This window comes from Myxacorys almedinensis A, assembly GCF_010091945.1.
Lineage (GTDB): Bacteria > Cyanobacteriota > Cyanobacteriia > Leptolyngbyales > Leptolyngbyaceae > Myxacorys > Myxacorys almedinensis.
Window position 1 is genome coordinate 97,362 of sequence record NZ_WVIE01000005.1, and the last position, 19,945, is coordinate 117,306.

Below are 19,945 nucleotides of genomic sequence, written 5' to 3' on the forward strand. Positions count from 1 at the left end.
AACCCATTTGGGATCTCGGATGGGGTGAGCTAAGATCAGCAATAAATGTCGTACTCCAGCAGTTTAACGGACAGAGAGTGGGAAATCATCGAGCCATTACTGCCGCAAAAGAAGAAAACCAGACCACCTCGTTGGACAAAGCGACAAATCTTGGATGGCATCTTCTACCAACTGAAGAATGGCTGCAACTGGTGTGATCTGCCCAAAGACTTGCCGCCCTACTCGACCGTATTCTGGCACTACAAGCAGTGGCGCTCTGATGGAGTGCTAGAGCAGATCATGTCTGCCTTGCATGCTCAAGTGCGGGAACACGTCAAAAAAAACCAAAGTGGACCCGCTTGCTGCTCATCGACTCGCAAGCGGTGAAAAATACGTGTAATGCCAGTATTGAGTCCAAAGGGTTCTGTCATTACAAATGCACCAATGGCATCAAACGCCATCTCGCCGTCGATACTCTGGGATTACCGTTCTTTACTCAGTGCACCAAAGCGAGCGTGTCCGATGACCAAGGCTTAATTGAACTGTTGAGCCACAACCTGGATTACTTTCGCGCCAAACCCGTCAATATTCCAAAGATCACCATTTTGCTCGACCACGGGTACCACCCGGACAAGATCACAGCAGCCCTGCAAACCGTCTATCCCCAGATTCTGACCAAGATTCGGTTTGAACTCGCGCCCAAGCCCACCCAAGCCGAAAAAGCGGCACAAGGTAAAGCTGGATTTGTGCCCGTGGCAACTCGATGGGTCATTGAACGCTCGAATGCTTGGATGGAGCGCTGTAAGAGTTTGGTCAAAAACTTTGAGAGGACTTTGAACCACGCCACAGCTAAACTCAATCTGTGCTTCATCCGACTGATGCTGAAACGGCTAGCAAATGAATAGATCCCAAATGGGTTCTATAGAGAAAAGCTAGGAACGAGAGTAGCTCCCGTTCCTAGCTTTTTCTCACCACAATACCCCCAGGGGAATTCGAATCCCCGTCGCCTCCGTGAAAGGGAGGTGTCCTAGGCCTCTAGACGATGGGGGCATAATAACCAGCACCGTGCGCCTGATTGACATTTATCAATGTAGCTGATGAAACTGTGACTGTCAACAATCTTCTATCAAGCTCATATTAAACAGACCAGAAGCAATAGATCCTCCTAAAGGAAGAGGCTACACGCAATAGCCAGCCTTGGAAGTGTCCCTGAGTAGAGGCGCAATATGTCGAAACCCGGTACGGTATGACAAACAGGGTACATTTCGCCCGCCATACGAAGCTCTTTAGTTGTTTCTTATTGCGACCATGCTCTTGCTCGACTTCATGATTTCGCCGAATTCCCCTAACCGCGATCGTATTGAGACCAGCCCCCAACCTTCTCAGATCTGTTCAAAAACCATTTCTCAATCTGCGTCTTCTTCTCAAAGTCGGTCTGAAGTGAAGTCCGTGAGATCAACCTGCTCTCCTTGGCTTGCAGCATTGGCATATCCGATCGCACGTTACGTTTTGCTGCCTCTCTACTTTCAGCAGATTGAAGTGTCGGGTCGAGAAAACTTTCCACAGACAGGTCCTGTGATTTTGGCCCCAACCCATCGGTCGCGGTGGGATGCGTTTATGGTTCCTTACGCAGTGGGGCAAGATGTGACTGGGCGGATGCTGCGGTTTATGGTGACGGCAGATGAAGTTAAAGGTTTACAGGGGTGGTTTATTCAACGATTGGGCGGGTTCGCGATCGATACGCGGCATCCTGCGATCGCAACGCTTCGTCATAGTGTCGAACTGCTTCAGCAGGGAGAAGCACTGGTCATTTTTCCAGAAGGAAATGTGTTTCGCGAGTGCAGACCGCTCAAACCCGGTCTTGCTCGGTTAGCGCTGCAAGCAGAAGCGAGTCAACCTGATCTCGGCATTCAAATTGTGCCAATTACCATTCAGTACAGTAAGCCTCTAGTGCCCTGGCGGTGCGCCGTTAAAATTCGCGTTCATCCACCAATGGCAGTGACAGAGTATGGGTTGGACAACTCAAAACAAAAGGCAAAACGGCTGACACGAGATCTAGAGCGAGTCTTTAGGTCGGCGTGTGGCTTTTTACGACAAAAAATTGACAAACCATGATTTAAGTAAAAAACGTGGACAAATGGAGTGCCCACGTTCTTTATTTATGATTTCTAACTGAGGGTATACCTTGGATTTACCGACCAATACCCATGCACCGGAAGCCCGCCGCTTCTAAAGCAGCTTGATCAAGGAAATTACGACCATCGATCAGGATGGGGGTGTGCATCAGCTTCGCCATTTTGGCGTAGTCCAAAGTTTGGAATTGCTGCCACTCGGTCACCAAAACCAAAGCATCGCACCCATCGGCAAGACGTTCTGCATCTGTTTCAACTAGGACATCTGACAACCCATGCCGCATTCCGCTTTGAGAAATGATGGGATCGTAGGCTTTAATTTTTGCGCCCAAGCGGGACAAATTCTCGATCACATTTAAGGCAGGAGCATCACGGAGGTCATCGGTATCGGGTTTGAAAGTCAATCCCAAAAGCCCAATGGTTTTTCCCTTTAAAATCTTTAACACTTGCTGGAGCTTTTCAACTACGATCAGACGCTGACGCTCGTTGACGCTGACAGCCGCTTTGAGCAGTTGGCTTTCGTAACCGTAGTCATCGGCAGTATGAATTAAGGCAGACACATCTTTCGGGAAGCAAGACCCACCCCAACCCAGCCCGGGCTGCAAAAATTTGCTGCCAATGCGGGAGTCTAAACCGATGCCTTTGGCAACCTGCATCACATCTGCCCCAACGCGATCGCAGATATTTGCCACTTCATTGATAAAACTAATCTTGGTCGCTAAAAACGCATTTGCCGCGTATTTGATCATCTCCGCCGAACTAATATCTGTCACCACAACCGGCACGGCAGGGGCAGACGCATGTTCGGCAAATTGACGCTCAACAATGGGTGCATAGAGGTCTTGCATGAGGGCGATCGCGCGATCGCTGCTGCTGCCCAACACAATCCGATCTGGATTGAAAGTATCGTAAACAGCCGATCCTTCTCGCAAAAACTCAGGGTTGCTGACCACATCAAAATCATATTCCCCGACAACAGCAGTCGTGGTGATATCGGCGTCGCCTCCTCCAACGCTGGCTAAAACTGGCTGAGCTTCCGATTTTTGACGCTCGGCAATCCCATCGAGAACAATCATTCTGACCCAATCTCCTGACCCGATCGGGACAGTCGATTTGTTGACAATCACTTTGTAGCCACCGTTGAGGTTTGAGCCAATGCTACGGGCTACAGCTTCGACATAGCGCGTGTCGCTCTCGCCATTAAGCAAGGCAGGCGTACCCACGGCGATGAATAAAACCTGTCCGTGCTCAACCCCTGCGGCCGTGTCGGTTGTAAATTCCAAGCGTTTGGATTGAATAGCCGCTTGCATAATGTCGGACAGCCCCGGTTCAAAAATAGGAGTCTGCCCCGACTGCATCAACTTCACTTTTGCTTCGTTGTTATCGACGCAAATCACATGATGCCCTGCGTGAGCCAAGCACGCTCCGGTGACCAAGCCAACGTATCCTGTACCAATGACACAAACACGCATGAGAACTCCTTAGAAATAGGGTAATGGGACTGGAGAATCAGCTAGAGAAAATAATCCAGTTTATTCTCGATTAGACATAAATGGGAAAGAACCCTCAAGATCTAGCAGTCAAGGTTCTTTCATTCGTCGCAACGGGGCAACTAGAAACTGGCGACCGATTCAGGTTGCGAGGTGGGAGGGGTGACGCGATCGCGGAAATCAGCGATCGTCCGCTCCAATCCTTCGTCAAGAGAAATCGTTGGTTCCCAGCCTAAATGGGTCTTGGCACGAGTGATATCCGGTTTGCGGCGGCGGGGATCGTCTTGGGGCAAGGGTTCAAATTTGACGGACGTACCCGGATTGACCATCTGTTGAATCGTTTGAGCCAGTTGCAAAATCGTGTATTCGCCCGGATTGCCCAAATTCACCGGACCGATATAATTGCCGTTCATCAAGCGCATGAGTCCTTCTACCAGATCTGAGACGTAGCAAAAGCTGCGCGTCTGAGAGCCATCTCCATAAACCGTGAGCGCATCTCCTCGCAGAGCTTGCACCACCAAATTGCTCACGACCCGTCCATCGTTTTCCAGCATTCGAGGACCGTAGGTATTGAAAATTCTGGCAACACGAATGTCTACGTCGTTTTGGCGGTGGTAGTCAAAAGCTAAGGTTTCAGCAACACGCTTTCCTTCGTCGTAGCAACTGCGGATGCCGATAGGGTTGACACTGCCCCGGTATTCTTCGGGCTGGGGATGCACTTCTGGGTCACCGTATACCTCTGACGTAGACGCCAGCAAAAATCGAGCCTTAACGCGCTTTGCCAGCCCCAACATGTTGAGCGTCCCCATCACGTTGGTTTTGATGGTTTTAACTGGGTTGTACTGGTAATGCACCGGCGAAGCGGGGCATGCCAAGTGATAGACCTGATCGACTTCTAGCCGAATGGGTTCTGTGATGTCATGGCGAATTAGTTCAAAATTGTGATGCCCCATCCAGGGCTGGAGGTTCCGTTTGTGCCCAGTGTAGAAGTTGTCGAGGCAAACAACATCGTGCCCCTGCTGCATGAGTCGGTCAATTAGATGGGAGCCAATAAACCCCGCACCACCAGTGACAAGAATTCGCATAAGTCTAAAAAATCCGCAGTTAGAGTTGCAAACGAGCAAGGGAAAGGAGAGAGCCGATCAGAAGGTTGGTTGATCATGCCTTGCTTGCCAAAAGTGTACCCACTCGGCAAAGCTGCATCACGAAACATAGCAGTGAAACTACGTCCAGCCTATGGAAAAGTACGCTACTGGTAAATTCCACTTTTTTAGTAGAACCTTAGCAAAAACTCTGAGAGCCGACTCGTAACAGATAAAGATTTCACTAAAACTTTAAGCCGTCTGTGCAGTATTACGTATTTTTATAGGTATGCGCCGTTTCTATAAAAAATCCCTTTCCTAGTCGGGAATCTAAGCCAGGAAAGGGCATAGAGATAAGTTAGGTTTTGCAAAATCATTGGATAGGAGCTTGTAGTGAACTAACTACACTGAAGCCATCTTTGAGGAGCAGTCATGAAAGCGATTGTATGCACGGAGTACGGATCACCTGAGGTTATGCAGCTAAAAGAGGTAGAAAAACCTACTCCTAGGGAAAATGAGGTACTGATAAGAATATATGCGACAACAGTAACGTCAGCGGACTTACGCATACGAAAGGCTGACCCATTCCCCGTAAGATTTTTCTATGGTTTCATACGACCCAAAAAAAACGCGATACTAGGGTCTGAGCTAGCCGGAGAAATTGAAGCAGTAGGCAAAAATGTAAAACTCTTCAAAGAAGGTGACCAGGTATTTGCTGGAGCAGGAATTAGTCTTGGCGCTAATGCCCAGTACATATGCCTGCCTGAAGAAGGAGCGATCGCGATAAAGCCTACCAATATGACCTATGAAGAAGCGGCTGCTGTTCCGTTTGGGGCAACAGCCTCATTGATTTTCCTTAGAAATAAGGGAAATATTCAAAGGGGACAAAACGTTCTGATCTATGGGGCTTCTGGAGCGTTAGGTACGGCTGCTGTGCAGCTTGCCCAGCACTTTGGTGCAGAAGTGACGGGGGTATGTAGTACAGCGAATTTGGAATTGGTGAAATCTCTGGGAGCCGACAAGGTTATTGATTATACCAAAGAGGACTTTACCAAAAGTGGTAAGACCTACGATATTGTTTTTGACACGGTAGGCAAAAGTCCGTTTTCAGGTTCTCTAAGATCACTGAAGCAAAGCGGAATCTATCTCAGGGCACTCCACATAGATCTGTCTTCGATAGTGCGAGGGCTATGGGCTTCAATGACGAGCAGTAAGAAAGTAATCGGTGGGATCGCGATCGAGCGTAAAGAAGATCTCATTTTTCTCAAAGAGCTAATTGAGGCAGGGAAGATGAAATCGGTCATAGATAGGCGCTATCCGTTGGAACAGACTGCCGAGGCTCACAGGTATGTCGAACAAGGACACAAGAAGGGAAGTGTAGTCATCACGGTGGAGCATAACAACAAAACCTAACAGTCGCGCTGCGCCGGAACGTTCCAATATGGTCGGTTGATTTGCAAGACTTGTCTGCGTCCGGCGCAGCGCGATCGCTATTCGCCCTCTGTTCAACAAAGAAGCGGGACACTGCCCTCGACCTTTCTGCTACAGAAGAACCTCAATCCTTCTCCCACAGAAGCTTTACGCTGATTTAACCTTGCTCATTTGACAACCGCAAGACTGCCATAAACGCTTCTTGAGGAACATCAACGGTTCCGATCGCTTTCATGCGCTTCTTGCCTTTTGCCTGTTTTTGCAGTAGTTTCTTCTTCCGAGAAATGTCGCCGCCGTAGCATTTTGCCAGCACGTCTTTCCGGATTGCAGAAATATGCTCGCTGGCGATGACCTTACTGCCGATCGCGGCTTGGATGGGAATCTTAAACTGGTGCCGTGGGATCAGTTCTTTAAGCTTTTCGGTGAGGGCGCGTCCGACGCCGTAGGCTTTGTCGCGGTGAACAATCGTGGCTAATGGATCGACCGGATCGCCGTTAATCAGGATATCAAGCCGAACTAAGGCATTCTCGCGATCGCCGATGAGTTGATACTCCATGCTGGCATACCCGCGCGATCGCGACTTCATCTGATCAAAAAAGTCCGTCACGACCTCAGCCAAGGGCATCTCATAAATCAGCGTTGTCCGTCCGGGCGTTAGATACTTCATGTCTTTGAAGATACCGCGCCGCGTCTGACACAACTCCATCAAGGTTCCGACGTAGGTTTCAGGCGTGATGATATCAAGCTTGACGTAAGGTTCTTCGATTTTCTCGCGCTCTTGAGGAGACGGCAGCTTGCTGGGATTATCAATGTAAACGACTTCGCCTTTGATTGTGGTCACTCGGTAGACAACCGAGGGAGCCGTGATAATCAAATCGAGATTATATTCCCGCTCTAGACGCTCCTGAACAATTTCCATGTGCAGCAATCCCAAAAAGCCGCACCGGAAGCCGAAGCCCATGGCACTGGAGGTTTCTGGCTCATAGTTCAGAGACGCATCATTGAGCTTCAGCTTTTCTAGGGCATCTCGCAGATCTGCAAACTGATCCGCATCGGTAGGAAACATGCCGCAAAACACCATCGGCTTTGCCTCAACATATCCCGGCAGTGCCTCTGTTGCAGGCTTTTGAGAGAGCGTAATGGTGTCGCCAACCCGGGCATCTTCCACCGCTTTGATGGAGGCAGCGAGGTAGCCCACTTCCCCAGCATGAAGATCGTTGACTTGCACTTGAGTTGGCGACAAAACGCCAAGTTCATCAATGTCGTACTCTTTTCGAGACGCCATCAGACGAATGCGATCGCCTTTTTTTAGCCGACCATCCATCACCCGAAAGTAGACGATCACTCCGCGATACGCATCATAGTAACTGTCAAAAATGAGGGCGCGGAGGGGCTGATCTATCGTGTCTGGTGGGGGCGGCACCAGGTGAACAATTTCTTCTAAAATTTCTGGAACGCCGATCCCTTCTTTCGCGGATGCCAAAATTGCCTGACTGCAATCGAGTCCGACAATTTCTTCAATTTCTTGCTTGACGCGATCCGGTTCGGCTCCGGGCAGGTCGATCTTGTTGAGCACCGGAATCACTTCTAAATCGTGTTCCATTGCCAGATAGACGTTTGCCAACGTTTGGGCTTCTACCCCTTGGGACGCATCGACGACCAGCAGCGCCCCTTCACAAGCCGCTAGCGATCGCGACACTTCATAGGAAAAGTCCACATGTCCTGGCGTGTCGATCAGGTTTAAAACATACTCCTCACCGTCTTTAGCGGTGTACGCCATGCGGGCAGCTTGCAGCTTGATGGTAATACCACGCTCTCGCTCTAGCTCCATGTTGTCAAGGAACTGTTCTTTCATATCCCGTGCGGTGACCGTCCCTGTTTCTTGTAACAAACGGTCTGCCAAGGTAGATTTGCCGTGGTCGATGTGAGCAATGATCGAAAAGTTGCGGATTCGGTGGACGGGTACGTCGGTCATAAAAGGAGGGTTGAGGTAGCAGCGATGTTAAGAATTAAAGGGGACGATAGCTACCCTAAATTAAGTGGGCATCTCTCGTTCCGTAGAATTGCTAGAGCGGGGGAGCAAATTAGCCGATGTTTAAGATATTTTAATGCTTTCTTTGATAAAGTACGGAACTCTACGCCGCTCCAGAAACCCATCCTCTTCTCTGTTCTACTTGACTCTGCCAACTTCGAGGGTGATTACAGATGCCCCTCGCCACGGTACTGGGTCATTCTAACCGAGAACTGACCTTGGCATATTGGCGATTTTGACTGCTGAGCAGCCCTCAATAATTTATGAGAAGACGTTTGAAACTTTATTGAAGGCTCTGTAAAAACAAGTACCGACGCATCGTTAGAGTGCAATCTTCCATCAAACCATCGAGAAGAGGTAAAGAATAGTTGAACCTTAGGATCTAGGCGTTAGATCGCCTGACAATTAATATTAAGTGAGGTTGGACTGAGAAAGTTACCTTTTTCGATTTTTAGTCCATTTTTTAAGGCTGATTTTTAAGGCTGCTGCGATCGCACACAGCCCTCACCCCTCATCTTTTAACCCCATCCTGGGGGCTAAGATGCCTCAAACGCTAAGGAGTGAACTCGTGATTATGACTCATAACTATGACCCATGACTATGACGGTGTAGAGACCAGAGGGGGAGGGTTTCTAAAAATCGCGCCAGCCTTACCCTTACTTGCTTAAATTCAGGTCTAATTCCATTCCCTCAACGTGGGGTGTCTATCCACGTTTGGGCAATCCCTATCCCAGCACCTTAAGCTTGACTTCATGAACGACTCTACTTACCCCTCTCCTGCTTCCCACGAGAAAGTCGAGGTCTCACTCCGGCTTGATCCGGATATACTGGAGCAGCTTCAGCACCTCACGAATGATCCAAGTAAGGTTGTTGAAGTCGCACTTCGGCAATGGTTACGCAACGAATCTCGACGGGATGAAGAATTCTCCCGGAGTTTGCCCCGTAATCCGCCTGTGCCTCCCCGAGGAGAGTGGAACGATTAGCAAAGGGTGTCGCCATTTTTTGCTGAGTCAGGTTCTATGGCTCTCTGCCTGCGCTTTCTGGCTGTCCAATGGTCATGTCTGTGAACGCCTCAAACTCCGTCTCAAACAATTCTGCTGCATTTGCTCAAGCTGTTTTGCCGTTGAATCATGCGATCCCCAGACTGGTAGGTGCAGAACTGATGATGATTCACGACGCTGCTGCAACGGTAGTGTCGTTTTATTGGCATGCCCATGAGGACGTGGTGGCACAGGAGATGAGTCCGGTTGCGATCGCGCAGTACATCAGCCAGATTCAGCACGTCCTTACCCACCAGACCCCGCATCAGTTTCGCTGGTTGTTTCAGTGGGGTGAACAGACGCTGTTGTTTGATCTGGTGATGAGTCCGGTTCTGTTTCCGATCGGCTCTGCCACACTGGTTGTGGTGACCGGAGAGCAGGTGCAATCGTTTGCAGGGTTGCAGGCTTCCTCCGTTTCCGATGGGCAGGACGTGCCGTTGGTGCAAAGCGATATTTTATCCTCGAATCGATATCACCGGCTGCTCACCAAAATTGCCTGGAATGTCCGTCGGACGTTAGATTTATCAACGATCTGGCAGCAAACCGTGACGGGACTCGGCAGCGCTCTTGGGGTCAGCCGCTGTATCTTGTGTCCTTACGAGGCACCCAGCCAAACGGTGCAGGTAGTGGCTGAGTATTGTCAGGAAAACCTGGAATCGTTACTAAATACGAAATTTTTGCTGAAGGATGAGCCGGATCTGAGCCAAGCCCTCGCTCGATTGCAGCCCATCCGTACCCTAGCCCCTACGCTAGACGACTGTGCCCAGCCAGAGTGTGAAGAAGTTCTTCAGACGCGGTTAGCGGTTGCAACGCACTATTTAGAGCAGCCAAACGGTCTGATTATTGTGTATCAGTGCGATCGCGAGCGGCGATGGACCCAAGACGAAATTGAGTTTATGCAGGAATTGGCGGATCAGGTCGGCACTGCGATCGCCCATGCCACCTTGTTCACCGAAAGCCAAGCCCTCGCAACCGAGTTGCAGCGTGTTAACGCCGACTTACGCCAAAAACACCGCGAACTCGAAGAAGCCCGCCATCAAGCTGAAGCGGCTTCTCACCTCAAGAGCGAGTTTCTGGCAAACACCTCTCATGAACTGCGAACGCCGCTGAATGGCATGATTGGCTTTCTCAAGCTGATTCTAGACGGCATGGCAGAAGATCCTGAAGAGCAGCGAGAATTTCTCGAAGAAGCCCATCGATCGGCAATGCATCTGCTAGATGTGATCAGCGATGTGCTGGATATTGCCAAAATCGAAGCTGGCAAAATGCAGATCGAACTGAGTCCCGTTACCCTTGATGAAGTGCTGACTCAGCTAGAAAATATGACCCAAACTCAAATCCGTCAAAAATTTTTGAGTCTAGAAATTCAGCAACCCCCAACTCATGATGAAATTATTCTGTACGGTAACTATCAGCGTCTTCTGCAAGTCTTGCTAAACTTGGTCGGAAATGCCATCAAGTTCACCCACGAAGGGGGGATCACTATCAGTGCAGAGGTGATTAAAAAACGGGTAGTCGTCCAAAATCAGGATCTTCCGGGCTTGGTGAAAATTCGAGTTGCCGATACCGGAATCGGGGTTTCTCTCGACAAGCAAGACAAATTATTTCAGTCATTTAGCCAGGTAGACGGCTCCATGACCCGGCAGTATGGCGGCACCGGACTTGGTCTTGCGATTTCTCAAAAGCTAGTCGAAGCGATGGGCGGCGTCGTCAACTTCTATAGCATGGGCGAAGGGTTAGGTTCGACGGTCACCTTTACAATTCCGCTCTACCAAGAACCCGTCATGATTACGACCTAAACGATTTGTCGCGAAACTCTTTAAACTAGGAGAGTAGACCAAGGAGAGATCCTATGACTGAAAAAGACGCTCGTGACCTATTTCGTGCTGCTTACGAAAACCGCTACACCTGGGACAGCAATTTTCCGGGCTATAGCGCTGATGTTACCTATCAAAATGGGGATCAGACCTATACGGCAACGGCTCGCATTCATGCTGACTGCACGTTTGAGGTGAGCGGCATTGACGATGAAGACGCCAAGAAAGCGATCGAGGGGCAAGTTTGGGAAACGGCGATTCACCGCGTCCGGCGATCGTTTGAGGAAACCCACGGCAAAAATATCTTTACCTTGGGCGACACCGACGAAAACGGAGCCGTTGAGGTGTTTGTGAAAGGCAAGTCGATGGGCGATCGCTACAAAGTTCGTAATAACGAAGTCAGCTTGGTGCATCGCCATATTCGTAATGTTGTGGTCACCATCCACACCTATAGCAGCCACGATACGGGCAGCGGATATTTGTCCCATCGCTATGATTCGGTGTATAGCGATCCTGAAACGGGCGAACTTAAAGGCGGCAAGAGCGACTTTGAAGACACCTACGAGAAAATTGGCGACTACTATGTTCTCACCAACCGCGTCATTCAGACCGAAGACAACGGCAAGATCAGCACTCAAACCTTTGGTTTTTCAAATATTGCCATGCTCAAACCTGAGACGGTTCCTGCCTAACCCTAATTGTCGCGCACCCAAGGCTGTTCTTCATAACTAGCCTAATCTCAAGCTAGGATCAAACTAACTCCACCTCGTAAGGTAAATTATGTCTCAAGCATTGGCACTGACGACCGAAAACGTCGAAACCGTTCTTGACGAAATGCGCCCTTATCTAATGGCAGATGGCGGCAATGTCGAACTCGTTGAGCTAGATGGACCGATCGTAAAGTTACGGCTTCAAGGGGCGTGTGGCGCTTGCCCAAGCTCTACCATGACCCTCAGAATGGGGCTTGAGCGCCGCTTGCGCGAAATGATTCCCGAAATTGCTGAAGTTGAGCAGGTGATGTAGGGAAGGATACGGTGTAGGGTATGGGGGGATAAGTGTAGAGGAAACGGTACGCTCAGCAAAGACACCTGTTTCCCTACAAGCACAGCTTAAGTGCGAATCCCCTACCCCCTACCCCATTTCCATCTATGGCTCATCCTCTCTACGTCGCCTTTATCTGGCATCAGCATCAGCCGCTTTACAAGAGCCGGAGCAACTCTTCTGCCCCAGGCGGACAATATCGCTTGCCTTGGGTTCGGCTGCACGGCACGAAAGATTATTTGGATTTGGTGCTGCTGTTAGAGCGCTATCCAAATCTGCATCAGACGGTAAATTTAGTGCCATCGCTGATCCTACAGATTGAGGATTATGTCGCGGGGACGGCGCTAGATCCCTATTTGACTGCAACCTTGACTCCGGTAGAACAACTGAGTCTGGGGCAAAAAGAATTTATTGCAGAGCATTTCTTTGACGCGAATCATCACACATTAATCGATCCTCATCCGCGCTATGCAGACCTGTATCGACAGCAGCAGGAGCATGGGCGGACGTGGTGCATCGAAAACTGGAGCTTGCAAGATTATAGCGATCTGTTGGCGTGGCATAACTTAGCGTGGATCGATCCCTTATTTTGGGATGACCCAGAAATTGCTACTTGGCTAGACCAAGGAAAAGGATTTACGTTGAGCGATCGCCAGCGCATTATTGCCAAACATCGCGAGATTCTCAGTCGGATCATTCCCCAACATCGCAAAATGCAGGAAGCGGGACAACTTGAGGTGACGACCACGCCCTACACCCATCCCATCTTGCCGTTGTTGGCTGACACCAATGCTGGGCGCGTTGCCGTGCCCCAGATGGCGCTACCACAGCAGCGATTCCAGTATGCCGAAGACATCAGCCGCCACCTTGAGAAAGCGTGGGGCATGTATAAAGATCGGTTTGGCTGCGCGCCCCGTGGGTTATGGCCTTCGGAGCAGTCGGTGAGTCCAGAAATTTTACCGGAGGTTGCAAAGCAAGGGTTTCGGTGGCTCTGTTCGGATGAAGCGGTGTTGGGCTGGACGCTAAAGCATTTCTTTAACCGAGATGAGCGCGGTACGGTTTACGATCCGCAGAAGCTTTACCGCCCGTATCGCCTAGAGACGCCTGCGGGGAATTTGTCGATCGTCTTTCGAGATCACCGTTTGTCGGACTTGATTGGCTTTACCTATAGCGCCATGGAGCCAAAGCGAGCGGCGACCGATTTGATCGGGCAGCTAGAAGCGATCGCACGGTCTCTAAAATCTGGGAGCAGCAGCTTAGACAAACCGTGGCTAGTCACGATCGCCTTAGATGGCGAAAATTGCTGGGAGTTTTATCCCCAAGACGGCAAGCCCTTTTTAGAGACGCTCTATCAAACCCTCAACGACGATCCAGATATCAAACTGGTCACAGTTTCAGAATTTGTCGAGCAGTTTCCACCCACCGAAACGCTGCCTGCTCAACAGCTTCATAGCGGCTCTTGGGTCGATGGCAGTTTCACAACTTGGATTGGCGACCCGGCTAAAAATCGCGCGTGGGATTTGCTCACGGCGGCGCGGCAAACCTTGGCAAACCATCCCGAAGCGACCGAAGACACGAACCCGGAAGCGTGGGAAGCCCTCTATGCCGCAGAAGGCTCGGATTGGTTTTGGTGGTTTGGTGAGGGGCATTCGTCTAACCAAGACGCGATGTTTGATCAACTTTTCCGAGAACATTTAGCAGCGCTGTATCAAGCCCTAAATGAGCCAATTCCAGACGAGGTTCGTCGCCCGGTAGAGATTCATACGTCGCGGGGCGACCATCCGCCAGAAGGCTTTATTCATCCCGTGATCAATGGGCAGGGAGATGAGCAAGATTGGGATAAAGCCGGACGCATCGAAATTGGCGGCGCACGGGGCACAATGCACCGCAGCAGCCCAATTCAACGTCTGTGGTATGGCGTCGATCACCTGAATTTCTACCTCCGGCTAGACTTTCAAACCGGAGCACAGCCCGGAAAAGAAATTCCACCAGAACTGAATCTGCTGTGGTTCTATGCAGATAAAACCATGCACAATAGCGCTATTCCTCTGATCGATTTGCCCAATGAAGCGCCGTTAAACTATCAGTTTCATCATCACCTTGGCGTCAATTTGTTAACGCAAACGATCTGGCTGCAAGAAGCTGGAGAGCACTTTGGCTGGCAGTCTCGTGCGACTCGCGCTCAGGTAGGGGTGGGTAGCTGTGTCGAAATCAGTGTGCCATGGGCAGATCTGCAAATTCCGCCTGATTCTTCGCTGAGAATTACGGTGGTGCTTTCTGAGGGGGGACGCTACCGAGAATATCTGCCGGAGAATGCGCTCGTGCCGATTTCGGTTCCTTAAGAGATGTTGAGAGATGCAATGGGGCTTGGTAGGGCTACGAAAATGTCCTAGCTTTGCTAAGCCTGCGCCCAACTTCAGCTTTTATTTTCGGCTCACACGCTATCCTGATTTATGGGTAAATTGCCTGACGCTGTTTAATCTTGGGATACCTCTCGTGCTTGACCTAAAGCTGATCCGCGAAAATCCAGACCTTGTTCAAGAAAAACTTAACCATCGGGGTGATGGGTATGACATAGGCGCGATCGCGGCTCTTGACCAACAACGGCGTGAGCTAGAAGCAGCGCGATCGCACCTGCAAGCCCGGAGCAACGAGATCGGAAAACTGGTAGGGCAACGGATCAAAGAAAGGGCTGATCCAAACGGCGTAGAGGTGCAGGCACTGCGAGATGAAGGCACACAGCTTAAAGCCAAGTTGACTGAGTTAGAACCGGCTGAAAAAGAGCTTGATGCTCAGATCAAGGCGCTGTTGCTAACCCTGCCCAATTTGCCGAGCGATTCTACGCCGGTTGGCAAAGACGAAACCGAAAATGTCGAGGTGCGGCGATGGGGCGATGAGTATAAGAGCGCGATCGCACCCTTGCCCCACTATGAAATTGCCGAAAAGCTGGGAATTTTGAGCAGCGATCGCGCTACGAAGATCGCCCAAACCCGGTTTGTCGTGCTGATGGGGGCAGGAGCGGCGCTAGAGCGGGCGTTGATTCAGTTTATGCTCGATCGGCAAATCGCGGCAGGGTATCTAGAAGTGCTGCCTCCGTTGTTAGTCAACACGCGATCGCTCACCGCAACAGGTCAGCTTCCCAAATTTGCAGAAGAAAGCTTCAAATGTGCTGAAGATGATTTGTGGCTCACCCCAACCGCAGAAGTTCCGGTGACCAATCTCTACCGCGATGAAATTATTCCAGCCGACCTGCTGCCGATTCACCACTGTTCCTACACTCCGTGTTTTCGGCGAGAAGCTGGAAGCTATGGGCGAGACACTCGCGGTTTAATCCGGTTGCACCAGTTTAATAAAGTGGAATTAGTCAAACTGGTTGCTCCAGAAACCTCAAAACAGGAGCATGAATTGCTGGTTCTGAATGCAGAGGCGATTTTGCAAGCCTTGAAGCTTCCTTATCGCACGATCGAACTGTGCACCGGAGATTTAGGGTTTGGGGCAGCGAAGTGCTACGACCTCGAAGTGTGGTTGCCATCTGCGGGAACCTATCGCGAGATTTCAAGCTGCTCAAATTTTATGGATTTTCAAGCGCGGCGTGGCAACATTCGGTTTAAGGCAGCAGGGCAAAAAGGAACGCAATTTGTCCATACGCTCAACGGATCAGGATTAGCAGTGGGTCGAACCATGGCAGCCGTCTTGGAGAATTATCAGCAAGCAGATGGAACAGTGCAGATTCCAGAAGTCCTGCGATCGTACCTCGGACGCGATATTCTCTGACTAAACCGCTCCAGATCCACACACCGCTAGAAAAATTAGCTCTATCGCAGAAGGGGTTGAACTAACTGATCAAATTTTGGCATCATAGGGCGTTTTCGTGAAGTGCGAAAAGCGCGCGTTACCTGACAAACCCATTGATAGATTGGAACTGAGCTTCCGATCAAAGGTCAGGTAGAGTGATTCAATTGTGCAATAGAGGTTAGTCTATGACTCGTAAAAAAACTTCGATTAGCTTGGCTTTACCACTTGATTCTAAACCAGCATTAAACAGCAACATTGTTTTCGCAAACTTACTAACTTTGGCATTTCTTTTGCTAGGGTTAGTCGGCATTCTAAATCACGAAATGTGGCGAGATGAGCTACAAGCCTGGATGATTTCTAGGGATAGCGCCTCTATCATCAATCTATTCAAAAATTTGCAATATGAAGGGCATCCTGGATTATGGCATTTGTGCTTATATTTTCTTGCCAAATTAACTCCTGATCCAGTTGTTATGCAGCTTTTTAGCATAACTCTCGCAACCATCTCTACCTACCTTTTTGCCAGATTTTCGCCTTTTACTCGCTTACAGAAAACATTATTTATATTCAGTTACTTCGCTTTCTATGAATACGCAATTATTAGCAGAAGTTATGGACTCGGAGTGCTCCTTACGTTTAGTTTTTGCGCTCTTTTTACAAGCCGTTATAGAAAAAATATATTACTCTTATCGATAATTATTGCATTGTTAGCAAATACCAGTCTTTATGGGTTAGCGATCGCAGCCTCGCTTCAACTGTTTCTTTTACTTGAAAAATCTTCAGATGATAATGTTACTTCTCTACCTAATAACAAACTAAAACTAATTAGCTTGTTGATTGTTAGTTTAGGCATTGGGCTGGCTCTTTTTCAGGCTTTCCCTCCTCAAGATAGTACTATTCCACAAGATTTTGTGGGCAATAAACGGTCTGAAATTGGGAAGTTGGCAGCCGCTATATCAACTGTATGGAGAAGCTACATTCCGCTACCAAATATTTTTATCTACGAGTTTTGGAACACTAATATTATAGATTTATCAGGTCATCTAGTAAAAGTATCTATTATTTTTTCTATCGGTTTATTGGTATTCTCAATCAAAATTGTTGCTCAAAAAATATCTATTCTTGCGCCTTACCTTTTCGGTGTCGCTGGAATTCTTACATTAAATTATCTCAATTTCAACCTTGCGATTAGGCATTTTGGTCATCTGTTCATTTTGTTTATTGCCTATCTATGGCTGTCATACTTTCATAGGCAATCGGCTTTAAGCACTCGACCAAATGAAGCACAATCTCATCAAATCAATCGCTTGAGAGAAACGGTTTATTCATCAATTTTTACGCTGATTTTAGCGGTGCATTGCATTAGCGGTATCTACTCATTTGGTAGAGATCTGATGCATCCATTTTCCTCAGGTGAAGAAGCTTCAAATTTTATCAGGCACCATCAAATGACTGACATAGCGATGGTTGGTAGCCAAGACTATGTGGCATCTACTCTATCTGGATTGCTTAATAGAGAGATTTACTATCTAGAAAGTGGCGAGTTTGGTAGCTTTATCAAGTGGAACGCCTACAGAACAAACGTAAAAAGTGAAACAATTTTTGAGAGAGCCAATACATTACTAATGCAAAGTAATATGACAGAGGTTTTGCTGATCTCAAGCCAATTACTTAGTGATTACAAGCCAAGTCTAAAGGTTAAGCATTTAGCAAGTTTTGATAGGAGTATATCCAAGGAAAACTTTTATCTGTACTTGCTACAAAAATAGGAGCGGTGTAAAAGCAGTCTTGTTTCTCAATATTCTCAATATTTTTATGAGTGGAGATTCTTATGAGTGCGGTAATAGAGCCAAACCTCTACTTAACTCGACTTAAATTCCATGATGAGAGCCGCTAGAAATTGGCTAAGTAGTGCTCTGCAAATCGAAATTTGTTTCGCAACCTTCTGTAGCAATCGCCGCTGTGAGCCAATGATGTGGTCAAATGAAAATTGCAATTGCTTTTAGACAGCGCGATCGCATCAACCTGCTGTGAGGCGTCTTGCAGTTAACAGGAGACCGAACCTTGCAGAAACTACTTCGTCTCTCTAGAGCGATCGATCAGATCACCGAAAAAATTGGGCAGTTTGCGTTGTGGCTCGTCCTTTTGATGGTTGGGGTAGGCGTTTGGAACGTAGTCGGTCGGTATATCGGCAAAGCGATCGGGCAAAACCTGACATCCAACGCGCTGATCGAAGGGCAGTGGTATATCTTCGATCTGGTGTTTTTGCTGGGGGCAGCCTATGCCCTCAAACACGATGAACATGTGCGGGTCGATGTTTTTTACGGTCGGTGGAATCGTAAATGGAAAGCGATCGCGAATCTGATCGGCACGATTTTCTTTCTGATTCCGTTTAGTTTGCTGGTGATTTATGTCTCGTGGGATGCGATCGCGCAGTCGTGGATCACCCGCGAAGTGTCCCCCGATCCCGGTGGTCTGGCGCGTTACCCGATCAAAACCATGATTATCGTAAGCTTTGCGCTTTTGATCATCCAAGGAATTTCTGAAATTATCAAAAACTGGGCGATTTACACAGATCGAATGCCGTTCAAAAGCGATCTTTCGGTTGGCAGCGCCGATCACCACGAACTAGAAGGATAGGAAGGTCGGCATGGATGTTTGGAATCAGTACGAAATTGTGTTTGATGCAGAGTGGCTCGGTCCACTCATGTTTTTAGGGGCATTAGTCCTCTTGTCCATCGGGTACCCAGTTGCATTTGCGTTGGGGGGCACAGCGATCTTATTTTCCATCATTGGTGTGGTGCTCGGCGTGTTCGATCCGATCTTTCTGACAGCGATGCCTCAGCGCATTTTTGGCACCATGTCAAATTACACGCTATTGGCGATTCCTTATTTCATCTTTATGGGTTCCATGCTGGAGAAGTCAGGCATTGCAGAACGCCTCTTAGAAATGGTTGGGATTCTGTTTGGCAAGGTGCGGGGCGGGTTGGCATTAGCGGTTGTGCTGGTCGGTACATTACTAGCAGCGACAACGGGCGTCGTCGCGGCAACCGTTGTGACAATGGGGTTGATATCGCTACCGATCATGCTGCGCTATGGCTATAACAAACAGTTGGCAACAGGCGCGATCGCAGCATCAGGAACGCTCGGACAAATTATTCCGCCTAGCGTGGTGTTGGTTGTGCTGGGCGATCAGTTGGGCGTGTCGGTGGGCGATTTGTTCATCGGCTCGGTGATTCCAGGGCTAATGATGGCAGGAGCTTTTGCGCTGCATGTGCTGATTGCCGCTTGGCTTCGTCCAGATATTGCCCCGGCGTTGCCCAAATCGGTGCGATCGCAGCTTGGGGTTGGCAAGGCATTCGGCAAGCAGGTCTTTCTGGCGATCGTGCCGCCCCTAGTTTTAATTCTGCTGGTCTTGGGGAGTATTTTCTTCGGTTACGCAACGCCGACCGAAGCAGGTGCCGTGGGCTGTTTAGGCGCGATCGTCTTAGCTGCGCTAAACCGGAAAGTGAGTGTCAGATCTCTGCGTGAAGTCTGTGATCAAACCTTGCGAACCACGAGCATGGTTGTATTTATTTTGTTCGGTTCGACGGCGTTTAGCTTGGTATTTCGCGGTGTTGAAGGCGATCGCTTTGTGTTTGATGCCCTAACAAACTTGCCGGGTGGAACCGTTGGATTCCTATTCGTCAGCATGTTAGCAGTCTTTTTGCTGGGATTTTTTATCGACTTTTTTGAGATCTGCTTTATTGTTGTGCCCCTTTTTGTTCCGGTTGCACAGCAGTTGGGATTAGATATGGTGTGGTATGGCGTGGTGCTGGGCGCAAACCTGCAAATGTCGTTTCTAACGCCTCCCTTTGGGTTCGCCTTATTTTATTTACGCGGCGTTGCGCCTCCAGAAGTCACAACCTCTGATATCTATCGTGGGGTGATTCCGTTTATTTTGCTGCAAATGTTGGTGTTGGTGTTGATTATTATATTTCCGGGAATTGTTAGCTTTTTACCGGCGATCGCGAAGACTTAATGCCCAACCTTTAAACAGATATACTCCAAACAGATAGATATACTCCAAACAGATAGACAAGGTTTGAGCTACATTTTGCACCGCT

At 48.9% G+C, this 19,945-nt stretch carries 16 protein-coding genes and 1 tRNA gene; 13 read left to right on the plus strand and 4 right to left on the minus strand.

The window, feature by feature from the left end; genetic code table 11:
- Positions 1-45: 45 nt before the first annotated feature.
- Positions 46-366 (plus strand): transposase, encoded by a 321-nt coding sequence (locus GS601_RS05745; protein WP_202924887.1) that lies wholly within the window; start codon positions 46-48, stop codon positions 364-366.
- Positions 363-884, plus strand: coding sequence for a transposase (locus GS601_RS05750; protein WP_338016968.1), 522 nt, complete (start codon positions 363-365; stop codon positions 882-884). The genes GS601_RS05745 and GS601_RS05750 overlap by 4 nt, the downstream gene beginning before the upstream one ends.
- Positions 885-956: 72 nt before the next feature.
- Here the strand turns inward: GS601_RS05750 and GS601_RS05755 are convergent.
- Positions 957-1,029 (minus strand) — tRNA-Glu (locus GS601_RS05755).
- 399 nt (positions 1,030-1,428) lie between these two features.
- On the opposite strand from GS601_RS05755, the gene GS601_RS05760 reads away from it, so the two are divergent.
- Positions 1,429-2,094, plus strand: a complete 666-nt coding sequence (locus tag GS601_RS05760; RefSeq protein ID WP_338016969.1) for a lysophospholipid acyltransferase family protein — start codon at positions 1,429-1,431, stop codon at positions 2,092-2,094.
- Between the two features lie 76 nt (positions 2,095-2,170).
- On the opposite strand, the gene GS601_RS05765 is transcribed toward GS601_RS05760, so the two are convergent.
- Complete coding sequence (locus GS601_RS05765) at positions 2,171-3,583, minus strand: UDP-glucose dehydrogenase family protein (RefSeq protein WP_162422318.1); 1,413 nt, start codon at positions 3,581-3,583, stop codon at positions 2,171-2,173.
- Between the two features lie 140 nt (positions 3,584-3,723).
- On the minus strand, positions 3,724-4,686 hold the full coding sequence (locus tag GS601_RS05770; RefSeq protein WP_162422319.1) for a UDP-glucuronic acid decarboxylase family protein: 963 nt from the start codon (positions 4,684-4,686) through the stop codon (positions 3,724-3,726).
- Between the two features lie 429 nt (positions 4,687-5,115).
- Between GS601_RS05770 and GS601_RS05775 the strand changes: the two genes are divergently transcribed.
- Positions 5,116-6,096 carry an NAD(P)-dependent alcohol dehydrogenase gene (locus GS601_RS05775; protein ID WP_162422320.1) on the plus strand — a complete coding sequence of 327 codons (981 nt, stop codon included), beginning with the start codon at positions 5,116-5,118 and terminating at the stop codon, positions 6,094-6,096.
- Between the two features lie 175 nt (positions 6,097-6,271).
- Here GS601_RS05775 and lepA read toward each other — a convergent pair whose 3' ends face one another.
- Complete coding sequence (lepA, locus tag GS601_RS05780; RefSeq protein ID WP_162422321.1) at positions 6,272-8,089, minus strand: translation elongation factor 4; 1,818 nt, start codon at positions 8,087-8,089, stop codon at positions 6,272-6,274.
- 809 nt (positions 8,090-8,898) lie between these two features.
- On the opposite strand from lepA, the gene GS601_RS05785 reads away from it, so the two are divergent.
- The 9 genes from GS601_RS05785 (at position 8,899) to GS601_RS05825 (ending at position 19,860) form a co-directional block, all read left to right on the plus strand.
- Positions 8,899-9,129: a type II toxin-antitoxin system CcdA family antitoxin gene (locus GS601_RS05785; protein ID WP_162422322.1), complete on the plus strand. Its 231-nt coding sequence runs from the start codon at positions 8,899-8,901 to the stop codon at positions 9,127-9,129.
- Between the two features lie 68 nt (positions 9,130-9,197).
- A complete protein-coding gene (locus GS601_RS05790; RefSeq protein ID WP_202924888.1) occupies positions 9,198-10,985 on the plus strand; it encodes a sensor histidine kinase in 1,788 nt (595 codons plus the stop codon).
- 53 nt (positions 10,986-11,038) lie between these two features.
- Complete coding sequence (locus GS601_RS05795; RefSeq protein WP_162422323.1) at positions 11,039-11,695, plus strand: DUF3386 domain-containing protein; 657 nt, start codon at positions 11,039-11,041, stop codon at positions 11,693-11,695.
- Positions 11,696-11,783: 88 nt separating this feature from the next.
- On the plus strand, positions 11,784-12,026 hold the full coding sequence (locus GS601_RS05800) for a NifU family protein (protein ID WP_162422324.1): 243 nt from the start codon (positions 11,784-11,786) through the stop codon (positions 12,024-12,026).
- A 125-nt stretch (positions 12,027-12,151) separates the two neighbouring features.
- Entirely contained in the window at positions 12,152-14,386 is a 2,235-nt protein-coding gene (locus GS601_RS05805) for a glycoside hydrolase family 57 protein (protein WP_162422325.1), read from the plus strand.
- Between the two features lie 13 nt (positions 14,387-14,399).
- Complete coding sequence (gene serS, locus GS601_RS05810; RefSeq protein ID WP_202924889.1) at positions 14,400-15,818, plus strand: serine--tRNA ligase; 1,419 nt, start codon at positions 14,400-14,402, stop codon at positions 15,816-15,818.
- Positions 15,819-16,024: 206 nt separating this feature from the next.
- Positions 16,025-17,608, plus strand: coding sequence for a hypothetical protein (locus GS601_RS05815; protein WP_162422326.1), 1,584 nt, complete (start codon positions 16,025-16,027; stop codon positions 17,606-17,608).
- Positions 17,609-17,903: 295 nt separating this feature from the next.
- A complete protein-coding gene (locus GS601_RS05820) occupies positions 17,904-18,479 on the plus strand; it encodes a TRAP transporter small permease subunit (protein WP_162422327.1) in 576 nt (191 codons plus the stop codon).
- Between the two features lie 10 nt (positions 18,480-18,489).
- Complete coding sequence (locus GS601_RS05825; protein WP_162422328.1) at positions 18,490-19,860, plus strand: TRAP transporter large permease; 1,371 nt, start codon at positions 18,490-18,492, stop codon at positions 19,858-19,860.
- The last annotated feature ends 85 nt before the right edge of the window (positions 19,861-19,945 follow it).